This is a genomic window from Streptomyces sp. NPDC045678, assembly GCF_056432085.1.
The window spans coordinates 880089-897598 of the sequence record NZ_JBWKJS010000002.1; the positions used below are offsets into that span (position 1 = coordinate 880089).

The 17510-nt window shown below is 73.1% G+C and carries 18 protein-coding genes; 11 read left to right on the forward strand and 7 right to left on the reverse strand.

Annotated elements, in window-relative coordinates; translation table 11 throughout:
- Nucleotides 1-28: 28 nt before the first annotated feature.
- Nucleotides 29-403, reverse strand: a complete 375-nt coding sequence (locus tag AC07DO_RS10440; protein WP_479058404.1) for a DUF488 domain-containing protein — start codon at nt 401-403, stop codon at nt 29-31.
- 120 nt (nt 404-523) lie between these two features.
- On the opposite strand from AC07DO_RS10440, the gene AC07DO_RS10445 reads away from it, so the two are divergent.
- The 4 genes from AC07DO_RS10445 (at nt 524) to AC07DO_RS10460 (ending at nt 4365) form a co-directional block, all read left to right on the forward strand.
- Nucleotides 524-2077 carry a bifunctional phosphatase PAP2/diacylglycerol kinase family protein gene (locus AC07DO_RS10445; RefSeq protein ID WP_479058406.1) on the forward strand — a complete coding sequence of 518 codons (1554 nt, stop codon included), beginning with the start codon at nt 524-526 and terminating at the stop codon, nt 2075-2077.
- Nucleotides 2078-2275: 198 nt separating this feature from the next.
- Nucleotides 2276-3025 carry a PadR family transcriptional regulator gene (locus tag AC07DO_RS10450; protein ID WP_479058408.1) on the forward strand — a complete coding sequence of 250 codons (750 nt, stop codon included), beginning with the start codon at nt 2276-2278 and terminating at the stop codon, nt 3023-3025.
- A 461-nt stretch (nt 3026-3486) separates the two neighbouring features.
- Nucleotides 3487-3612 (forward strand): hypothetical protein, encoded by a 126-nt coding sequence (locus AC07DO_RS10455; protein WP_479058410.1) that lies wholly within the window; start codon nt 3487-3489, stop codon nt 3610-3612.
- A gap of 69 nt (nt 3613-3681) precedes the next feature.
- Nucleotides 3682-4365 carry a glycerophosphodiester phosphodiesterase gene (locus tag AC07DO_RS10460; RefSeq protein WP_479058411.1) on the forward strand — a complete coding sequence of 228 codons (684 nt, stop codon included), beginning with the start codon at nt 3682-3684 and terminating at the stop codon, nt 4363-4365.
- Between the two features lie 66 nt (nt 4366-4431).
- Here AC07DO_RS10460 and AC07DO_RS10465 read toward each other — a convergent pair whose 3' ends face one another.
- Nucleotides 4432-4989 carry a GNAT family N-acetyltransferase gene (locus AC07DO_RS10465; protein WP_479058412.1) on the reverse strand — a complete coding sequence of 186 codons (558 nt, stop codon included), beginning with the start codon at nt 4987-4989 and terminating at the stop codon, nt 4432-4434.
- Between the two features lie 82 nt (nt 4990-5071).
- On the opposite strand from AC07DO_RS10465, the gene AC07DO_RS10470 reads away from it, so the two are divergent.
- Entirely contained in the window at nt 5072-5464 is a 393-nt protein-coding gene (locus AC07DO_RS10470; RefSeq protein ID WP_479058413.1) for a VOC family protein, read from the forward strand.
- An 82-nt stretch (nt 5465-5546) separates the two neighbouring features.
- Here AC07DO_RS10470 and AC07DO_RS10475 read toward each other — a convergent pair whose 3' ends face one another.
- Entirely contained in the window at nt 5547-7118 is a 1572-nt protein-coding gene (locus AC07DO_RS10475; RefSeq protein WP_479058414.1) for a carboxylesterase/lipase family protein, read from the reverse strand.
- A 234-nt stretch (nt 7119-7352) separates the two neighbouring features.
- Here AC07DO_RS10475 and AC07DO_RS10480 point away from each other — a divergent pair, with 234 nt between their 5' ends.
- Nucleotides 7353-8699, forward strand: a complete 1347-nt coding sequence (locus AC07DO_RS10480; protein WP_479058415.1) for an NAD(P)/FAD-dependent oxidoreductase — start codon at nt 7353-7355, stop codon at nt 8697-8699.
- 136 nt (nt 8700-8835) lie between these two features.
- On the opposite strand, the gene AC07DO_RS10485 is transcribed toward AC07DO_RS10480, so the two are convergent.
- Complete coding sequence (locus tag AC07DO_RS10485; RefSeq protein ID WP_479058417.1) at nt 8836-9372, reverse strand: MarR family winged helix-turn-helix transcriptional regulator; 537 nt, start codon at nt 9370-9372, stop codon at nt 8836-8838.
- The gene (locus AC07DO_RS10490) at nt 9369-11117 is read right to left on the reverse strand and encodes an FUSC family protein (RefSeq protein WP_479058419.1); all 1749 of its coding nucleotides are present in this window, start codon (nt 11115-11117) and stop codon (nt 9369-9371) included. The genes AC07DO_RS10485 and AC07DO_RS10490 overlap by 4 nt, the downstream gene beginning before the upstream one ends.
- Nucleotides 11118-11287: 170 nt before the next feature.
- Between AC07DO_RS10490 and AC07DO_RS10495 the strand changes: the two genes are divergently transcribed.
- Nucleotides 11288-11872, forward strand: a complete 585-nt coding sequence (locus tag AC07DO_RS10495) for a DUF5134 domain-containing protein (RefSeq protein ID WP_479058421.1) — start codon at nt 11288-11290, stop codon at nt 11870-11872.
- A 72-nt stretch (nt 11873-11944) separates the two neighbouring features.
- On the opposite strand, the gene AC07DO_RS10500 is transcribed toward AC07DO_RS10495, so the two are convergent.
- Nucleotides 11945-12586 (reverse strand): HAD family hydrolase, encoded by a 642-nt coding sequence (locus tag AC07DO_RS10500; RefSeq protein ID WP_479058423.1) that lies wholly within the window; start codon nt 12584-12586, stop codon nt 11945-11947.
- A gap of 140 nt (nt 12587-12726) precedes the next feature.
- On the opposite strand from AC07DO_RS10500, the gene AC07DO_RS10505 reads away from it, so the two are divergent.
- The 4 genes from AC07DO_RS10505 to AC07DO_RS10520 all read left to right on the forward strand — a co-directional run bounded on the left by AC07DO_RS10505 (nt 12727) and on the right by AC07DO_RS10520 (nt 15951).
- Entirely contained in the window at nt 12727-13662 is a 936-nt protein-coding gene (locus AC07DO_RS10505) for a M56 family metallopeptidase (protein WP_479058425.1), read from the forward strand.
- A gap of 89 nt (nt 13663-13751) precedes the next feature.
- Nucleotides 13752-14438, forward strand: coding sequence for a phosphatase PAP2 family protein (locus AC07DO_RS10510; RefSeq protein ID WP_479058426.1), 687 nt, complete (start codon nt 13752-13754; stop codon nt 14436-14438).
- Between the two features lie 52 nt (nt 14439-14490).
- The gene (locus tag AC07DO_RS10515; protein ID WP_479058428.1) at nt 14491-15186 is read left to right on the forward strand and encodes an HAD family hydrolase; all 696 of its coding nucleotides are present in this window, start codon (nt 14491-14493) and stop codon (nt 15184-15186) included.
- Between the two features lie 105 nt (nt 15187-15291).
- The gene (locus AC07DO_RS10520; RefSeq protein WP_479058430.1) at nt 15292-15951 is read left to right on the forward strand and encodes a TetR/AcrR family transcriptional regulator; all 660 of its coding nucleotides are present in this window, start codon (nt 15292-15294) and stop codon (nt 15949-15951) included.
- Here AC07DO_RS10520 and AC07DO_RS10525 read toward each other — a convergent pair.
- Entirely contained in the window at nt 15917-17419 is a 1503-nt protein-coding gene (locus AC07DO_RS10525) for an LVIVD repeat-containing protein (RefSeq protein ID WP_479058432.1), read from the reverse strand. The two genes, AC07DO_RS10520 and AC07DO_RS10525, sit on opposite strands and share 35 nt — an antisense overlap.
- Nucleotides 17420-17510: the final 91 nt, after the last annotated feature.

Below are 17510 nucleotides of genomic sequence, written 5' to 3' on the forward strand. Positions count from 1 at the left end.
CCACTCCCCCTGTCCGCCGCCCCCCTGTCTACCCCTTTGACCCCAGTGCGTCGACGAGCACGCGTACGTGCCCGTGCGGTAGGTCCTTCGTGGCCGTCAGGAGGGTGAGCCGTCCCTGGTGGGCGAGGGCCCGCAGCCGGTCGAGCTCGGTGGACCGTTCCGGGTCGGCGAGCTCGTGGCGGTATCGCTCGGCGAACTCCTCGAAGCGCTCGGGGTCGTGGTCGTACCAGCGGCGCAGCTCGTTCGACGGAGCCAGCTCCTTGTCCCACGCGTCGAGCCGCGCCCTGTCCTTGGACAGCCCGCGCGGCCACAGCCTGTCGACGAGGACGCGCGTGCTGTCGTCGGGCGACGCCTCGTCGTAGACGCGCTTGACCCGCACGTCGGGGGAGCGGCGCGGCGTCATGCGATTCTCCGTCCGGTCGGTGCCGCCCGGCGGTCGGGGGCCGCTCCCAAGACTGAACCACGTACCCCGTTCGGACGAGCATCACGGGCCTCCGCCGTGTCGCCCTGCTCGAGTGGGCCCATGAAGCGACGGATCGGCAGCATCGACCGACGGTGGTTCGAACGGGTGGCGTCGGCGCGGCTGCCGGGCGCGGAGCAGGTGCTGCCGCCGCTGAGCAGGGCGGCGAACCACGGGCGGCTCTGGTGCGGCACGGCGGCCGCCCTCGCGGTCGTCGGCGGCCCCGCGGCCCGGCGCGCCGCGCGGCGCGGGGTGGGCGCCCTCGCGCTGGCCTCGGTGACGACGAACGCGGTGGCCAAGTACGCCGTACGGCGGCGCCGCCCCGTCCTCACCACCGTCCCCGCGATGCGACGCCTCTCCAAGGCGCCGTGGACGTCCTCGTTCCCGTCCGGGCACGCCGCGTCGGCGGCGGCGTTCGCGGTGGGCGTGGCCCTGGAGACGCCGCGGTACGGCGCGCTGATCGCGCCGGTCGCCGCGGCCGTCGCGTTCTCCCGGGTGTACGTGGGGGTGCACTACCCCGGTGACGTGCTCGCGGGCTGCGTCCTCGGCGCGGCGGCGGCCGCGGCCACCTGCTACTGGTGGCCGCCGCACCCCCCACCCGCCCAGTTCCGCCGCACCCGGGTGCAGGCCCCCGCGCTGCCCGAGGGCGAGGGGCTCGTCGTCCTCCTCAACTCCGGTTCGGGTAAGGGCGTTCCGGGGCGCCTGCCGGCGGGCGAGCATCTGGAGCTGCTGCTGCCGAAGGCCGAGATCCTGGCGTGCGGTCCCGGTGACGACCTCGGCGAGATCCTGGACGAGGCGGTGGCGCGGGCCACCGGGGCGGCCGGGGTGCTCGGCGTGTGCGGCGGGGACGGCACGGTGAACGCCGCGGCCCGGCGTGCCGCGGAGGCGGGGCTCGCGCTCGCGGTCTTCCCCGGTGGCACCCTGAACCACTTCGCGCTGGACGTGGGCACGCCCACCTTCGAGGAGACCGCGCACGCCGTCGCACGGGGTGAGGCGGTCCGCGTCGATCTGGCGCGGGTGCGCGACGGAGAGGGCACGGAGGTCGCCGGTTTCGTCAACACGTTCAGCATCGGCATCTACCCGGAACTCGTGCGCAAGCGCGAGAAGTTGGAGGGGCGGATCGGCAAGTGGCCCGCGGCGGCCGTGTCGTTCGTCGAGGTGCTGCGGACCGCGGCGCCGCTGCGGATCCGGCTCGACGGCCACGACCGCGTGCTGTGGCTGCTCTTCGCGGGCAACGGCCAGTACGTGCCGGACGGCCTCGCGCTCACACACCGGCCCCGGCTGGACGACGGCCTCCTCGACATCCGCACGGTCGACGCGGAGGCGCCGCTCGCCCGGACGCGCGTCGCCCTCTCCGCGCTGGGCGGCGCGCTGCGGCGGTCGCGGGTGTTCCGCGCCGAGCGCGTCGAGGAGTTGCGGCTCAGCGGTCTGGAGGACGTGACGGGTCTCGCGTACGACGGTGAGACCGCGCCCACGCCGGGCACCCTGCTCCTCGACAAGCTCCGTTCCGCGCTGACGGTCTACAGCCCGGCTGCACAGCTGGACGAGATCGCCCAGCGGGCCCGCACGCTGACGCTGGCGGCGAATCGTCAGCCGAGGCCTGGGCCGGCGGACTGACTGACTGACCCAGCTGAGGCGGGGGCCGGCGGACTGATCCAGCCGAGGCCCGGTCCGACTGACTGACTGACCCAGCCGAGGCAGGGGCCCTCGGACAGATCCAGCCGAGGCAGGGGCCGGCGGACTGACCCAGCCGAGGCACAGACCGGCTGGCTGATCCCTTGCGCCCGCCCCGGCCCTATCACTTCAATGCGCCCTATGGCGGCCCGTCGAACCACCTCGCAGCAGCACGGCAGCACCGCGTCCGCCGACGGCGGTGCCGTGTTGCCGCCGACCGCGTGGGCCGTGCTGGGGCTGCTCTCCTTTCCCGGGGAGCGGACCGGGTACGAGCTCAAGAAGTGGGCGGACTCCTCCCTCCGCTTCTTCTACTGGTCGCCCGCCATCAGCCAGATCTACGCCGAGCTGCGCCGCCTCGAAGCGCTCGGGTACGCCACGTCGCGCCGCTCGGGGCCGGAGGCGCCCCGCACGAAGCGGGCGTACGCCATCACGGAGGAAGGCCGCGCCGCGCTGGCCGCCTGGGCCGACGGCGGACGGGGCGTGGGCCCGCCCGTCCTCAAGCACCCGCTGCTGCTGCGGATCTGGCTCGGTCACCTCACCGCCCCCGACCGGCTGCGGGATCTCGTCGCCGAGCACATCGCGCAGACCCGGAGCGAGTTGAAGGAGGTCAGGGACGCGCTGGCACGGGTGGACGGCGCGGACGGGGCGCAGGCGTGGTCGCATCCGCAGGTCGCGCTGCGGTGGAGCGAGCGGCGCCTGCAGGCGGAGGTGGGGCTCGCGGAGGCGATGCTCGGCGATCTGTCCGCGCTCGAGGCGCGCGGAGGAACCGAGGAGACCGACGCGCCGCGCGCGTCCCCGGCGTCCCGCCCGTCCGCCGAAGAAGCGGACCCGCCACCACCACAACCCACACCAGGCCCGCCCGGTCAGTCCGCACCACCCCCGCCCGACTGACCCGCACCACCAAAGCCCAGTCAGCCCACGCCACCACCACCCGGCCGACCGGTGCTGCCGCCGCCCGGCTGATCCGAGGCCACCACCCGGCCAACCCGCGCCCCCACCCCCACCAACCCGCACCACCAAAGCCCAGTCAGCCCACGCCACCACCACCCGGCCAACCAGTGCTGCCGCCGCCCGCCTGATCCGAGGCCACCACCACCCGGCCGACCCGCGCCACCACCGCAACCCGGTCAACCCCTCCGCCCCGGCCCCCCTGCAGACCGGTGCCACCCCCGGTCAACCCCTCCGCCCCGGCCCCCCTAAAGACCGGCGCCACCCCCGGTCAACCCCCGCTGCCCCAAGGTCAACCCGTGGAGGACTCGCCCACGCCAGGGTGAAGCGGGTCGCCCCGGTGGTGGTGTTGCCGGTAGGACGGGCGGGGTCAGCCGTCGCCCGCCGTTCGGAGCAGCGCACCCGTGAGCACCCGTGCCGTCCTTGTCGCCGCCCTGATCACCGGCCTCCTCCTGGGGATCGCGGGGACCAGATCCGAGGAGTCCACCGACCACCGTCCACACGGTTCCTTCACCGAGGCGGGCCATTAGGCTGCGACATTGCGCGCGGCTCCCCGGCCGCGCGGTCGCCGAGCCTCCGTCGACGGAAGCGAGTGGATCTTGAACTTCCTCACCATCGGTCATCGTGGGGTCATGGGCGTCGAGCCCGAGAACACCCTGCGTTCCTTCGTCGCCGCGCAAGCGGCGGGCCTCGACCTCATCGAGCTGGATCTGCATCTGAGCAAGGACGGCGCGCTCGTCGTCATGCACGACGCCGACGTGGCCCGTACGACCGACGGCAAGGGGCCGATCGCCGAGAAGACCCTCGCCGAGCTGCGGGAACTCGACGCGGGCCGCGGCGAGCGCATCCCCGTCCTCGAAGAGGTCCTGGACGCGGTGAAGGCACCGCTGCAGGCCGAGATCAAGGACGTCGCGGCCGCGCGCGCCCTCGCCGAGGTGATGCTGAGCCGCGACCTGGTCGCGCGGGTGGAGGTGATCTCCTTCCACGACGAGGCGATCGCCGAGATCGCCCGCCTGGTCCCCGGCGTACGGACCGCCCTCGTCGCGAGCCGCTACGGCACGGACGTCGTGGAGCGCGCCACCGCCGTCGGCGCGACCACGCTCGTCCTCAACATCCGGCGCCTGACGCTGGAGATCGTCGAGCGCGCCAGGAAGGCCGACCTGCGGATCATCGGCTGGGTCGTGAACACTCAGGACGACCTGCGCCTGGTGCGGGCCCTGCAGCTGGACGGGGCGACCACGGACTACCCCGAGATCAAGCGGACGGGCCGCTTCACCGCTTAGGCGTCAGGCATCAGGCATCAGGCATCAGGCATCAGGCATCAGGTGCCAGGTATCAGGCGCCAGGCGTCAGGCCGCGGACAGGTCCTTTACCAGCAGCTCGAACTGCAGGTCGTCGCGTTGCGGGATGCCGAAGCGCTCGTCGCCGTACGGGAAGGGAGTCATCTTTCCCGTACGGCGGTAGCCGCGCCGCTCGTACCAGGCGATGAGGTCCTCGCGGGCGGAGATCACGGTCATGTGCATCTCGCGGACGCCCCACGCCTCGCGGGCCCTCCGCTCGGCCTCGGCGATGATCACCTTGCCGAGGCCGGCCCCCTGAAGGGCCGGGCTCACGGCGAACATGCCGAAGTAGGCGTGATCACCGCGGTGTTCGAGCTGGCAGCACGCGATCAGCGCGCCGTCCCGCTCGACGGCGAGCAGTCGGCTCGTCGGCGACTCGATGACGTCGACGACGCCCTGCGGATCGGTGCGCTGCCCTTCCAGGAGGTCGGCCTCGGTGGTCCACCCGACGCGGCTCGCGTCTCCGCGGTACGCCGACTCGATGAGCACGACGAGGGCGTCCACGTCGGCGGCTTCGGCGGCGCGGAAAGTGAGCTCTCCTGAGGTGGGGCGCGGGGCGGTGTCCATGGACCTGGCTCTCCGAATCTTGGAGCTGGATGGGGCGCCGTCGAGCCTAACCCCACGCCATGAGGGACTAGGGTGCGGGCGCATGGTCCACGTACTGAGCAGCAGGACACTCCTGCGCCCCACCGACCCGGAGCGCTCGCGCGTCTTCTACGGCGAGACACTGGGGCTCGGCGTCCACCGCGAGTTCGGCACCGGTCCCGAGCGCGGCACGGTCTACTTCCTCGGCGGCGGCTTCCTGGAGGTGTCGGGCCGCTCCGACGCCCCGCCCGCGCCGGGACTCCAACTCTGGCTCCAGGTCGCGGACGTCGCGGCGGCCCACGCGGAACTGGTGGAGCGCGGCGTCGAGGTGGTGCGGCCGCCGGTGCGGGAGCCGTGGGGGCTCATCGAGATGTGGATCGCGGATCCGGACGGCGTCAGGATCGTTCTCGTCGAGGTCCCGCACGACCATCCGATCCGCTACCGGCCGGGGATCTGACCTTCCGAATCTTCCACTCCTCCAGGATCCCCCGACCTCCAGGGCCTCCAGGGCCTCCAGGACCTTACGAACCTTGCGGACCTTACGAACCTTGCGACGGGAGCAGCGGCAGCACGGGGAAAGCATGGTCCCGCCAGATCAGGCGTGACGGCTCCTCCGGATAGGCGGCGACGGTCGACGGCACGTCGAAGAGCCGCACAAGGCGCCGGTCGCGGTCGTACGCGGGCCAGCCCGGGTCGCCGGTCGCGGCGAACGAGGTCCACGCGGCGCGCATGCGGGCGGAGAGGGTCTCCGCCTCGGACGCGGTCCCCTCCGCCGTACCCGCGGCGGAAGCGTTTCCGATCAGTGCCGCCGGCTGGCCGCGGTCGAGGTTGCCGAAGACGAGGGGCACGTCCAGGCCGTGGCAGGCGCCGAGCACGCCGTCCATGCCGGGGGCCTGCCAGGTCAGTTCGTACACGTGGGCGCGGCCGCCCGCGGCTTCCTGCGCCTCCGCCAGACGCAAGGTCGGCATGCGGAAGATCCAGTCGGACAGGACGAGTTCGTAGAGCTCGTCGGGGCCCGCCTTCGGGTAGGCGTCGCGGTAGGCGCGGGCGCCGTCCGGGCCCGGGGCGAACGTGCGCAGGACGTTCGCCGCGACGTCCTCGCCCACCTGGCCGAGAAGCCCGTCCAGCGCGGTGAGGAGCCGTTGCTCGTGGCGGGTGTGGCCGACGAGGAGGTCGATGTCCCGGCCCGCGCCGTCGGCCAGGGCCTGCCACGGGGTGACCGACAGCGCCACGCCGTCGACGACCGGCGAGAACGTGATCGCCCGAAGGGCGGGTTTGCCCCAGCGTCCGCCGTGCCGGGCCGCCCCCGCGCCGACCGCGTCGCCCGCGGCGGCCAGCCGGTGCGGCGCCACCTCCGAGAGGTCCGCGACCGTGGCCCGCAGGCCCAGTTCGGCCGCGCACGCGCCCGTGATGTCGGCGGCGAGCTCCGGAGAGAAGAACGTGCCCTGCGCGCTCTGTGCGACGGCCCTGCCGAAGAGCCCGGCCGCGCCCCGCGCCGCGAGGAGCGCGGCGACGGACCCGCCGCCCGCCGACTGCCCGAAGACCGTGACCCGGTCCGGGTCGCCGCCGAACGCCCCGATGTGGTCGCGCACCCACTCCAGTGCGGCGATCTGGTCGAGCAGGCCGCGGTTGGCGGGCGCTCCCTCGATCTGTCCGTAACCCTCCAGACCCACGCGGTAGTTGAACGTCACGACGACGACCCCGCCGTCCCGCGCCAGGCGGCCGCCGTCGTACTCGGGAAGGCCGGACATGCCGATCGTGTAGGCACCGCCCTGGATCCACGCCAGCACCGGAAGCGCCGCGCCGGGCCCGGGATCGGGCGACCAGACGTTGACGGTCAGCCAGTCCTCGCCCGCCGCCTCCCTGGCCAGCGCGTCCATGCCGAAGTGGCCGCCCTGCGGAGGAGGCGGTCCGAAGGCCACGGCCTCGCGCACCCCGCTCCAGCCGCGCACCGCGCGCGGCGCCGCGAAGCGCAGCGCGCCGACCGGCGGCTCGGCGAACGGAATGCCCCGGAAGACCGCGACACCCGCCTCCCGGCTCCCGCGCAGCGCCCCGGCCCGCGTACGGACCTCGGGTCGGGACCGGGACGCGTCATTACCCGCAACGGTCATCGCAACTCCCCCTCCGGATTCCCCTACGGAGCATCCCGCCCTCCGCCGACCGGGCGCCAGCCATTTACGCGAAGTGCGCAGACCGGACACAGATGTGTGAAGCACGTCACACGAGCAATCCATCCAGGATGCAGGGGTACAAGGCCACGGGTACGGTCCGCAGAAGATCATTCAGAGTCCTGACAGACCCGACAGCCCTGAAGTCGATCTCCAACAGCTCAGGAGAGACATCACATGGCAGCTCCCCGGATCCTCATCGTCGGCGGCGGTTTCGCCGGCATGGAGTGCGCACACAAGCTGGAGAAGAAGCTCTCGCCCCACGAGGCGGAGCTGCGGCTGATCAGTCCGACGGATCACCAGCTGTACCTGCCACTGCTGCCGCACGTCGCCTCCGGAGTGCTCACTCCGCAGTCGGTCGCCGTGCCGCTGCGCCGGATGCTGCGCCGCACCGCGATCGTGCCGGGCGGCGCCGTCGGCGTCGACCCCAAGGCCAAGGCGGTGGTCGTACGGAAGATCAACGGCGAGGAGGTCGTGGAGCGCTACGACTACCTGGTCCTGACCCCCGGCAGTGTCACGCGGCAGTTCGACATCCCCGGTGTCGACCGGTACGCGGTGGGCGTCAAGACGCTGGCCGAGGCCGCGTGGATCCGCGACCACGTCATCTCCCAGCTGGACCTGGCCGCGGCGAGCTCCAGCCGCGAGGAGCGCGAGCAGCGGCTCCAGTTCGTGGTGGTCGGCGGCGGCTACGCGGGCGTGGAGACGGCCGCGTACCTCCAGCGTCTGACGTGCGCCGCGGTGAAGCGCTATCCGGGTCTGGACGTGTCGCAGATCAAGTGGCACGTGGTGGACGTCGCCCCGAAGCTGATGCCGGAGCTGGGCCCGCGGCTCGGCGACAAGGCGATGGAGATCATGCAGCGGCGCGGCGTGAACGTCTCGCTCGGGGTGTCCGTGGCCAAGGTGACCGAGGACACCGTCACGCTCACCGACGACCGCGTCCTGCCGTGCCGGACGCTGATCTGGACCGCGGGCGTCGCGCCGAGTCCGCTCATCGCGACGCTGGGCGCGGAGACGAACCGCGGCCGGCTCGTCGTGCGGCCCGACCTGACGGTGCCCGGGCTCGACGGCGTCTTCGCCCTCGGCGACGCGGCGGCCGTCCCCGATCTCGCCAAGGGCGGCGACGCGATCTGCCCGCCGACCGCACAGCACGCCATGCGGCAGGGCTGGGCGGCCGGGAAGAACATCGTCTCGGCCCTGCGCGGCTTCCCGCTCGCCGACTACCGGCACAAGGACATGGGCCTGGTCGTCGACCTCGGCGGCATCCAGGCGGTGTCGAAGCCGCTGGGCGTGCAGCTGACGGGGCTGCCCGCCCAGGTGGTGGCGCGCGGCTACCACCTGGGCGCGCTGCGCACGGTCACGGCGCGCTTCAGGACGGCCGCGAACTGGGGCCTCAACGCGGTCGCGGGCGACGACTACGTGCGCACCGGTTTCCAGGCGCAGCGGCCCGCCACGCTCAAGGACTTCGAGATGACGGACGCCTACCTGACGCAGGAGGAGATCATGCAGCGGGTCGAGGCGGCCTGAAGGACGTCATCGACACCCGTTCGGGCGAACCGCCGACGGCCGGGTTCAGGGCGTTGTTCCGCTGTTGGACGAGGGCGGTGAGCAGTTTGGGCCCTGCACGAGGGCTTGGGGGACATGAGGCGTCCTCCTGACGCTCTCAGCCCCTCCGCACCCCGAGGCGCCCCTCCAGCTGCGCGAGCAACTCCCCCAGGAGTCCGCTGAGTTGCCCCTGCCCCGTGCCGTCGAGCACGGACAGGACGACTGTTTCGTACGCGAGCTGCTCCGGCAGGATCGCGTCGACCAGGTCGCGCCCCGCGTCCGTCAGTCCGACGTGCGCGACCCGCCGGTCCCGCGCGTCGGCGCGCCGCTCGACGAGCTCCCGCTCCTGCAGCAGCTTGAGCCGTTTGGTGACGGCGGCCCCCGAGGAGAAGGTCTCGCGGGCCAGCTCGCCGGGGGTCAGCTCGTGTCCGGTGCGGCGCAACGCGCCGAGCAGGTCGAACTCGGCGCGGGTCAGGCCCGCCCGGCGCAGCGGCGCGTCCTCGGCCTGCTGGAGGAGGGCCGCGCAGCGGTTGATGCGGCCGATCACCTCCATGGGTCCGGTGTCGATGTCGGGCCGCACCGTCTGCCACTGCCGCACCACCGCGGCCACGGTGTCCCCGCCGTGGCCGGTCACCGGACCGTTCTCCGTCGTCATGCTCGTGCGCCCTCCCAGGCGTCGGCGGTCCCTGCGCGGGCCCGCGTCCCCTGACCGTTCTCACCGCTGTGGCCGTGCAGCCTGCGGACCGTCGCCGCGAGCGTACGGTGTCCGGCGCGTTCGGCGGCGAGCACCCGCTGTTCGGGCAGGGCGCGCTGCCACCATTCGCCGGCGGCCGCGTCCGCCGCGGCGCGCAGGTCGACGAGGGCCGCGGTGAGGCGGCGCCGTGCCGGTTCGACCGCTCCCGCGCCCGCGAGGCCCGCCTCGGCGTGCTCCCTGGCCCGGTCGGTCGCCTCGATGGCCTTCTCGATGTGGTCGGCCGCGCGCCGGTTGGTGACGAGGACGGCGGCCGCGACGCCGAGCACGGCGCCCACGAGGGTGTCCACGACGCGGTCCAGGATCAGTTCGCCGGGCTGCTGGAACCGCGCGAACTCGGTGACGAGCAGCGCCATGGGCGTCACGCACACGCTGCCCAGCCAGTAGTTGCGGGTGATCAGCGCCTCCGCTCCGAAGGCGAGGGCCAGACAGCACACGATGAGTTCGGCGTGGCCGAGGTGCGCGAACGGCGCGATGGCGGCGAAGGCGAGCACTCCGATGAGGTTGCCGACCACGCGCTGCACGCCCCTGTTCCAGGTGAGGGTGACGTTGGCCTGGTAGAGGGAGGCGGCCGTGACCAGGGCCCAGTACGGGCGGCCGATGCCGAGCGCGAGCGAGGCGTAGCCGGCGAGGGCGCAGCCGACGGCGGTGCGCAGCGCCACGGGCAGCAGCGGGGAGCCGGGGGCGAGCCGCCGCCACAGCGGCACCTTCGGTCCCGCGAGCTCGGCGTCGACGCCGAGCAGCTCCTCCTCCTCGCCGCGGTGTACGCCACGGGGGCGCGGGACGGCGCCGGTGCCGCGCAGCCCGGCCGCCCAGGAGCGGAGCGCGTCGGGGTCGGCGGCCTCGGGCACGGCGAGGGCCTCCTCGGCGCGGACGACGAGGCGGGCCAGGGCGCGCCGGGCCTGCACGGTCCGGGTGCCGGTGGCCAGCAGTGACTGCCAGGCGGCGTGCACGGCTCCGGCCGCGGCGGCGCGGGTCCGCTCGGTGCCGGGTCCGTTCGCGTCGGCGCGCGCCGCGTCGGCGTAGGCGGCGGTGGCGTGCAGGGCGCGTGCGGTGGCGCGGCGCTCGGGTCCGTGCGGGCGCACCAGGGCGGGCGCCATGCCGACGAGCCAGGCCACGGCGCCGCCCGCGAGCGTGAGGGCGAGATGGCCGGGGACCTGGCCCAGGGTCTGCGGCGCGAAGAGGGTCGCCGAGCTGATGAACGTGAAGATCAGGTGCCCGGGCGGTCCGACGCGCGTGGCGTCGCAGAGCGTCTTCTGCGCCGCGGCGAGCAGTGCGCCGACCGCGACGAGGACCGCGGCGGAGCTCGTGAGCGAGGCGGTGACCAGGGCGACGGCGATGCTCGCGGCCATGCCCGCGACGACTCCGGCCAGGACGCGGGCGCGTGCGGCGTAGGGGAGGTTGTGGGTGTACAGGGCGCAGAACGATCCGGCCATCGTGTACATCACGAGGTCGAGCCGGCCGAGGGCGAGCAGCGTCAGGTTCGGCAGGGCGGTGGCCACGACGACGCTGGTCGCGGGCTTGAACCAGATGTCGGACGGCTTGCCGGGGCGCAGCACACCGGCGAGCGGAAGCCTGCGGGCGCGGACGGGACGGGGGGTGGATTCGGCTTCGGACCCGGGGCGCGGGGACGGCGGCGTACTGCTCATACCCAAAAGGTTAGCAAGTGTTTTACTCGCGAACGATCTGGGTTCCCATGTCGCGCTCGCTCCCCCGTGCTCCCCGTGCACCCCCATGCGCTCGCGTACGGCGGCATGCGCGTGGGCATCGACCCGACGACACCGATCGACAGTTGACGCCGCCGACAGGGGAGGGTGCCGTGCACGGACCGGCACAGGCCGCCTGGCTGCTCGTCGTGGTCTGCGCGGGCACCGGGGCCTACTGCCTGCTGCGCATGCGCAGCAGGATCGAGGAACAGCGCCGCACGGCCGGCGGCGAGGCACTCATGGGGTTCGGGATGGCGGTGATGGCCGTACCCGCGGCCGTACTCGCCCCGCCGCGCTGGGCGTGGCTGGTCTACGCCGCGGTGTTCGGCGTGGCCGCGCTGCACACCGGGTGGGCGGCCCGCACCAGCCCGCACCACCTCCATCACCTCGTCGGCGCGTTCGCGATGGTCTACATGTCGGTGGCGATGGCCACGGCGCCCGGCGCGCACGCGGGCCACGGGGGCGCCGGCGTTCCCCTGCTCACCGGCGCGCTCCTGCTGTACTTCGCCGGGTACGTCCTGTGGTCCGGCGCGCGGCTGGCCCCCCGGGCGGTCTCCTCGCCGCCGGGTGGCGCGGCGGCGGGCGGCACGGCGGCGGGCGGCACGGCCGTGCTGGGGTGGGCGGACCGCTCCGAGGTGGCGCTGGCGTGCCGGCTGTCGATGGGGATCGGGATGGTCGCGATGCTGCTGACGCTGTAGGCGGAGCGACTCGGCGTCCGGCCGCCCCCGCATCAGCGCCTGCCCCCACCGGTACCGCCGAGCGGCGCCCGGTCAGTGTCCGGTCAGCTCGGCCAGTGCCGTGAGGCCGTCGATCCGCAGGTCCGCCGCGTCGGCGAGGTCGGGATGGTCCGCCCAGTAGTGCCCCCAGGGGCCGCGGCGGATGTGCGCCGTCCGCAACCCTGCCCGTTGGGCGGGGAAGATGTCGTGGGCGGGGTGGTCGCCGACGTAGAGCGTGGCCTGCGGGTCGGCTTTGGCCGCTTCGAGTACGTGCGCGAAGAAGTCCGGGTCGGGCTTGGTCACGCCCCAGTCGCCCGATGTGGCGATGTGGTCGGCGGGCAGGTCGAGGCCGCGCAGGAGCTCGCCCGTACGCGCCGTGCCCTCCCCGGCGACGACGACGCGGATGCCCAGCTTCTGGAGACCGCCGAGGGCGGGCCGCACGTCCGGGTAGAGGTCGGCCTCCCCCAGATGCTCGCCCCGGCCCGCCGTCTCGCGGGCGCGGCAGGCGGAGGCGACGTCCATGTCGGGGCTGACGAGCCGCAGCGCGTCGGCCCGGTCCCCGCCCTGGGCGACGACGGCTCCGACGAGCGCGGACAGAGTGTGGCGCGGCACCCGGAGCCAGTCCGCCCACGACGCCCAGTAGCGGTCGTCCTTGGTGAGGGTCTCCCCCACGTCGAACACGATGGTCTCGATCATCGTCCGCACCCTAACGGCCACCCGCCGCAAACCCCGGGACGTCACTCGTACGCGAGATACACCCGTGTCGGCCGTGGCGTGCGTCACTTGGAGTGGCAGCCCATACCCTCGGGCAGCCCGACCCTCATAGGCTGGGCGCCATGATGGTCCCCGTCGCACTGTTGCTGCTGGGCGCCCTGACCGCTGTCTTCGCCCCCCGGATGCTCGCGCGGGCCGACTGGCCGGAGCGCGAACCCGTGGTCGCGCTGTGGGCCTGGCAGTGCGTGGTGGCGGGAGTCCTGCTCTGCTGCGCGCTCTCGATGGTCCTGAGCGCGGCCGCCGCCTGGCAGGCCGTGCGCGGCCACGTCTTCGCGCCCGCGCCGCACGACGTGGTCGAGGCGTACGCGCTCCAGGCGCCCGGCCCCTGGGCCGCGGCGACCGCGGTTGTCCTGGCCTGTGGCGGTGTGTGGAGTGCGGTCATGCTGGCCAGGGAGATCGTGCGGGCGCGGGCACGGCGGGCGGGCAGCCGGGCCGAACTGCTCGTGCGCTCCCCGCTGTTGCCCGGCGAGGAGCCGGGCAACAACCGTCTCGTCGTCCTGGAGGGCGAGCGCCCCGACGCCTGGTGGCTGCCGGGCCAGGCACCCCAACTGGTCATCACCACGGCCGCGTTGCGTCGACTGAAGGGCCGTCAGCTCGATGCGGTGCTCGCCCATGAGCAGGGGCACGCGCAGGCCAGGCACGACTGGTTGCTGCACTGTTCGGGCGCGCTGGCCATCGGGTTCCCGCAGGTAGGGGTGTTCGCGGCGTTCCGCGACGAGATGCACCGGCTGGTGGAGCTGGCCGCCGACGATGTGGCGTCGCGTCGTTTCGGCCGGCTGACCATCGCTCTCGCGCTGGTCGAACTGAACGAGGACCGCGGTGTCTTCGGCCCTTGTCCGACCCATCAGGCGCACGTTCCGCAGCGCGTGCACCGGCTCCTCGCGGCCCGCCCGCGTCTCACCGCGGGCCGCAGGCTCCGTCTGACGGCGACGGCCGCGCTGGTGCCGGTGATCCCCGTCCTCGTCACGTTCGTACCGGGCCTGCGCGCGCTGGGCTGACCCTCGTGGGCCGCCGGACAGCCGCACGCGCCACGCGCTCCGCCGCGCCGGGATGGCATAGGTCCGGCCTCGTCGGCGAGGATCACTTCATGTACTCCGCGCCCACCGACACCCCGACCCGGCCGTCCGGCGCCCGGGCCGCGCTCACCGTCGCGGCTCTCTGCGTGCCGTCGCTCCTCCTGCTCCTCCTGGTCGCGCTGGAGTGGCGCCCGCTGCTCTCGCTCGACGGAGACATCTCGCGCACCACCCACCGCTGGGCGGTGGACGAGTCCGGTGTGACGCGCGTCAGCCGCGTCCTGACCGACTGGGTGTGGGACCCGTGGACGATGCGCGCGCTGTGCGCCGTGGTGGTGATCCGGCTCGCGCTGCGCGGGGCGCGGTGGCTGGCGCTCTGGCTGACCGGCACCTGCGTGGCCGGCTCCGCGGTGCAGCAGAGCCTGAAGGCCGCGGTGGACCGGCCGCGGCCGGTCTGGCCGGACCCGGTGGACTCCGCGCACTACGCGGCGTTCCCGTCGGGGCACGCGATGACGGCGGTGACCGTCTGCGGCCTGCTCCTGTGGGTCCTTCACCTGTACGGCGCCCGCCCGCCCGTGCGGCGCGCCTGCCTGGCCCTCGCCGTGATCTCCGTCGTCGGCGTGGGAGCGACCCGCGTCTGGCTCGGTGTGCACTGGCCGTCGGACGTCGTGGGCGGTTTCCTGCTCGGAGCCCTGATGGTGGCGCTGGCGGTCGTGACGTACGCGTACGGGCCCGCGAGGCGCACGCCCGACGCGACGTGACCGCGCCCGGCGGTCACCGACTCCGCCACCGACACTTGGGAGGCTCCCGCACATGACCATCAGGGGCGTGCTCTTCGACTTCTCCGGAACGCTGTTCCGCGTCGAGCCGGCCGAGTCCTGGCTGCGGGCCGCGCTCGCGGAGCTCGAAGTGCGCCTGTCCGACGGCGCGTCGGCGCGGGCCGCCGAGGCTCTGGAGCGGGCGGGCGCGCTCCCCGGCGGCGCCCACCCGGCCCAGGTGCCGGTCCACCTCGCCGAGTTGTGGGCCGCCCGCGACCGGACCGCCGAGCTGCACCGCGCCGCGTTCACCGGGCTGGCCCGCGAGGTGCCGCTCCCCGACCCGCGGCTCTACGACGCGCTGTACGCCCGCCACATGACCCCTCCGGCCTGGCAGCCCTACGCCGACGCCGCGAAGGTCCTGACCGGGCTGCGGGAGCGCGGCGTCGGGGTCGCGGTGGTGAGCAACATCGGGTGGGATCTGCGTCCGGTCTTCCGCGCCCACGGGCTGGACGCGTACGTCGACGCGTACGTCTTGTCGTACGAGCACGGGATCCAGAAGCCCGACCCGCGGCTCTTCGCCGTGGCCTGCGACGCGCTCGGGGTCGATCCGCGGGACGCCCTGATGGTCGGTGACGACCGGCGGGCGGACGGCGGCGCGGCCGGGCTCGGGTGTGCGGTGCACTTCGTCGAGCATCTGCCGGTGGAACGGCGGCCTGACGCCCTGCTGCCCGTGCTCGGACTCGTCGGATGACGGATCACAGAAGTCCGGGGCAGGCAACACTCCCCCGCGGTGCTGCCTGCCCCGGGCCCGCACTGAGTATATTGGCTCGGAGCCAGTCAACGCAGGAGTTACAGAATGTCCCCGCGCAGTCCGTCGGTCAATGAAGAATTGCGCAGACGTTCCCGGGAGCGGCTGCTGCAGGCGACGGTGGAGCTGGTCGGCGAGCGCGGGTACGAGGCCACGACGCTCGGGCACATCGCGGACCGCGCCGGCGCCGCCCGCGGCCTGGTGTCGTACTACTTCCCGGGCAAGCGCCAGCTGCTGCAGTCCGCGGTGCACCGGCTCATGCACCGCACGCTGGACGAGGCGCTGGAGCGCGAGCCGCGGACCGAGGACGGGCACGAGCGGCTGGCGCGGGCGGTCGACGCGATCCTGGGCCTCGCCGTCGACGAGCCGCTGCTCATGCGCACGCACATGGCGGGCATCCTCCAGGCGGAGGGGTTCGTGCAATGTCCCGAGCAGCAGCGTCTCGCGGAGCTGCTGCGCGACACCGTGGTGCGGTACGGGTCGCGGAACCCCGACCGGGACTATCCGCTGCTGCGCGCGCTCCTGATGGGTGCGGTCTTCGCGCTGCTCATCCCCGGGGCGCCGATGCCCCTGGAGACGCTCCGCGCCGAGCTGTTCCAGCGGTACGACCTCGACGGGAAGCTCGGCTTCCCGCCGGACGGCGCACCGCCCGGCGGGACGTCCCCGAACGGGACTAGTCGAAGTAGTCCGGCTGCGTCTGGACGTTGAGCTCGTCGAGGCGGACCCGCTGGGCGGAGTCGGTCCGCTTGTCGTTGATCTTCAGGACGTCGAGGCCCTTCTCGATGTCGTTCGAGTAGACCCGGCCGTTGTAGTAGTAGGCCGACCACGAGCCCGCCGTGGTGATCTTGTCGGTGGTGTGCGGGCCGCGTTCGAAGTAGCCGATCTCCTTGGGTTTGCCGGAGTTGGTGAAGTCCCAGACGGAGACACCGCCCTGGTACCAGGCCTGGACCATGAGGTCCTTGCCCCTGACGGGGATCAGCGAGCCGTTGTGGGCCACGCAGTTCTCGGTGTCGGCCTGGTGGCGCGGGATCTTGAAGTAGCTCTTGAAGACCAGCTTGCGCTTGTCGCCCTTGCCCTTGATGTCGTAGATGCCGTTGGCGCCGCGGTCGGGTCCGGTGGCCGCGTTGCAGGTGGCGCCGGATCCCCCGCCGAGCTCGTCGGTGAAGACGACCTTGTTCGCCCGCTGGTTGAAGGTCGCCGAGTGCCAGAACGCGAAGTTGGCGTTGTCCTGGACCTGGTCGATGACCTTCGGGTTCTCCGGGTCCTTGATGGAGAAGAGGATGCCGTCACCCATGCAGGCGCCCGCCGCGAGGTCCTCGGAGGGCAGCACGGTGATGTCGTGGCAGCCGGTGGTCTTGGAGACGCCCGGGTTGGTGGGCCCGCCCGGGTTGCCGCCGCCGTCCGGCCCCTCACCGGGGAAGAGCACGGGGAAGTTCACGACCGCGGCCTTCTGCGGGGCCTTGCGCGGCACCTTGATGACCGAGATCCCGTCGTGCGGGGGCCGGCAGTCGGGGAACGTCGCGTTCGGGGAGTACGAGGAGACGTACACGTAGACGTTCTTGCGCTCCGGCACCAGCGTGTGCGTGTGCGATCCGCAGGCGGTCTCGACGGCGGAGACGTACTTCGGGTTCGACTTGTCACTGATGTCGAAGATCTTCATGCCCTCCCAGGAGGACTTCTCCGTGGCGGGCTGCGTGGTGCTCTTGCAGGAGTTGTCGCTGCGCGAGGAGTCCGTGGACAGGAAGAGCAGGTTGCCCGAGACGGAGACGTCGTTCTGCGATCCCGGGCACAGGACCTGCGAAACCGTTTTCGGTGCCTTCGGGTTGCTGATGTCGTAGATGCGGAAACCGTCGTAATTGCCGGCGAAGGCGTACTTGCCCTGGAACGCGATGTCCGTGTTGAGGCCCGGCAGCGCGTCCTTGGGGATGTTGGCGAGGTGCTCGATGTTGCGGGAGTGGACGACCTCGTCGGGCGCGGGTATCTCCCCGCGTTCGATGGCCTTCTCCGTCCTGGCTTCGTCGCTCTTGGAGACGCTCTTCGGGGCGGCGGGGCTGTCACCGGGGTCGGGGACGGCTCCCGCGGGCGCGGCGGTCAGCAGCGCGGCCAGCAGTCCGGCCGCGGCCGCCCCGACGCCCAGGCGTCTGCGCCGGGTTCGGGAATTGTTCAACAGGGTCACTGCGTCCTCCCTTGTCGCCGTTCGCAGTTGAACGGTTCACGGACACCCGCAGTATCGTGCTCATCATGCACATATCAACAGAGGGGGAAAC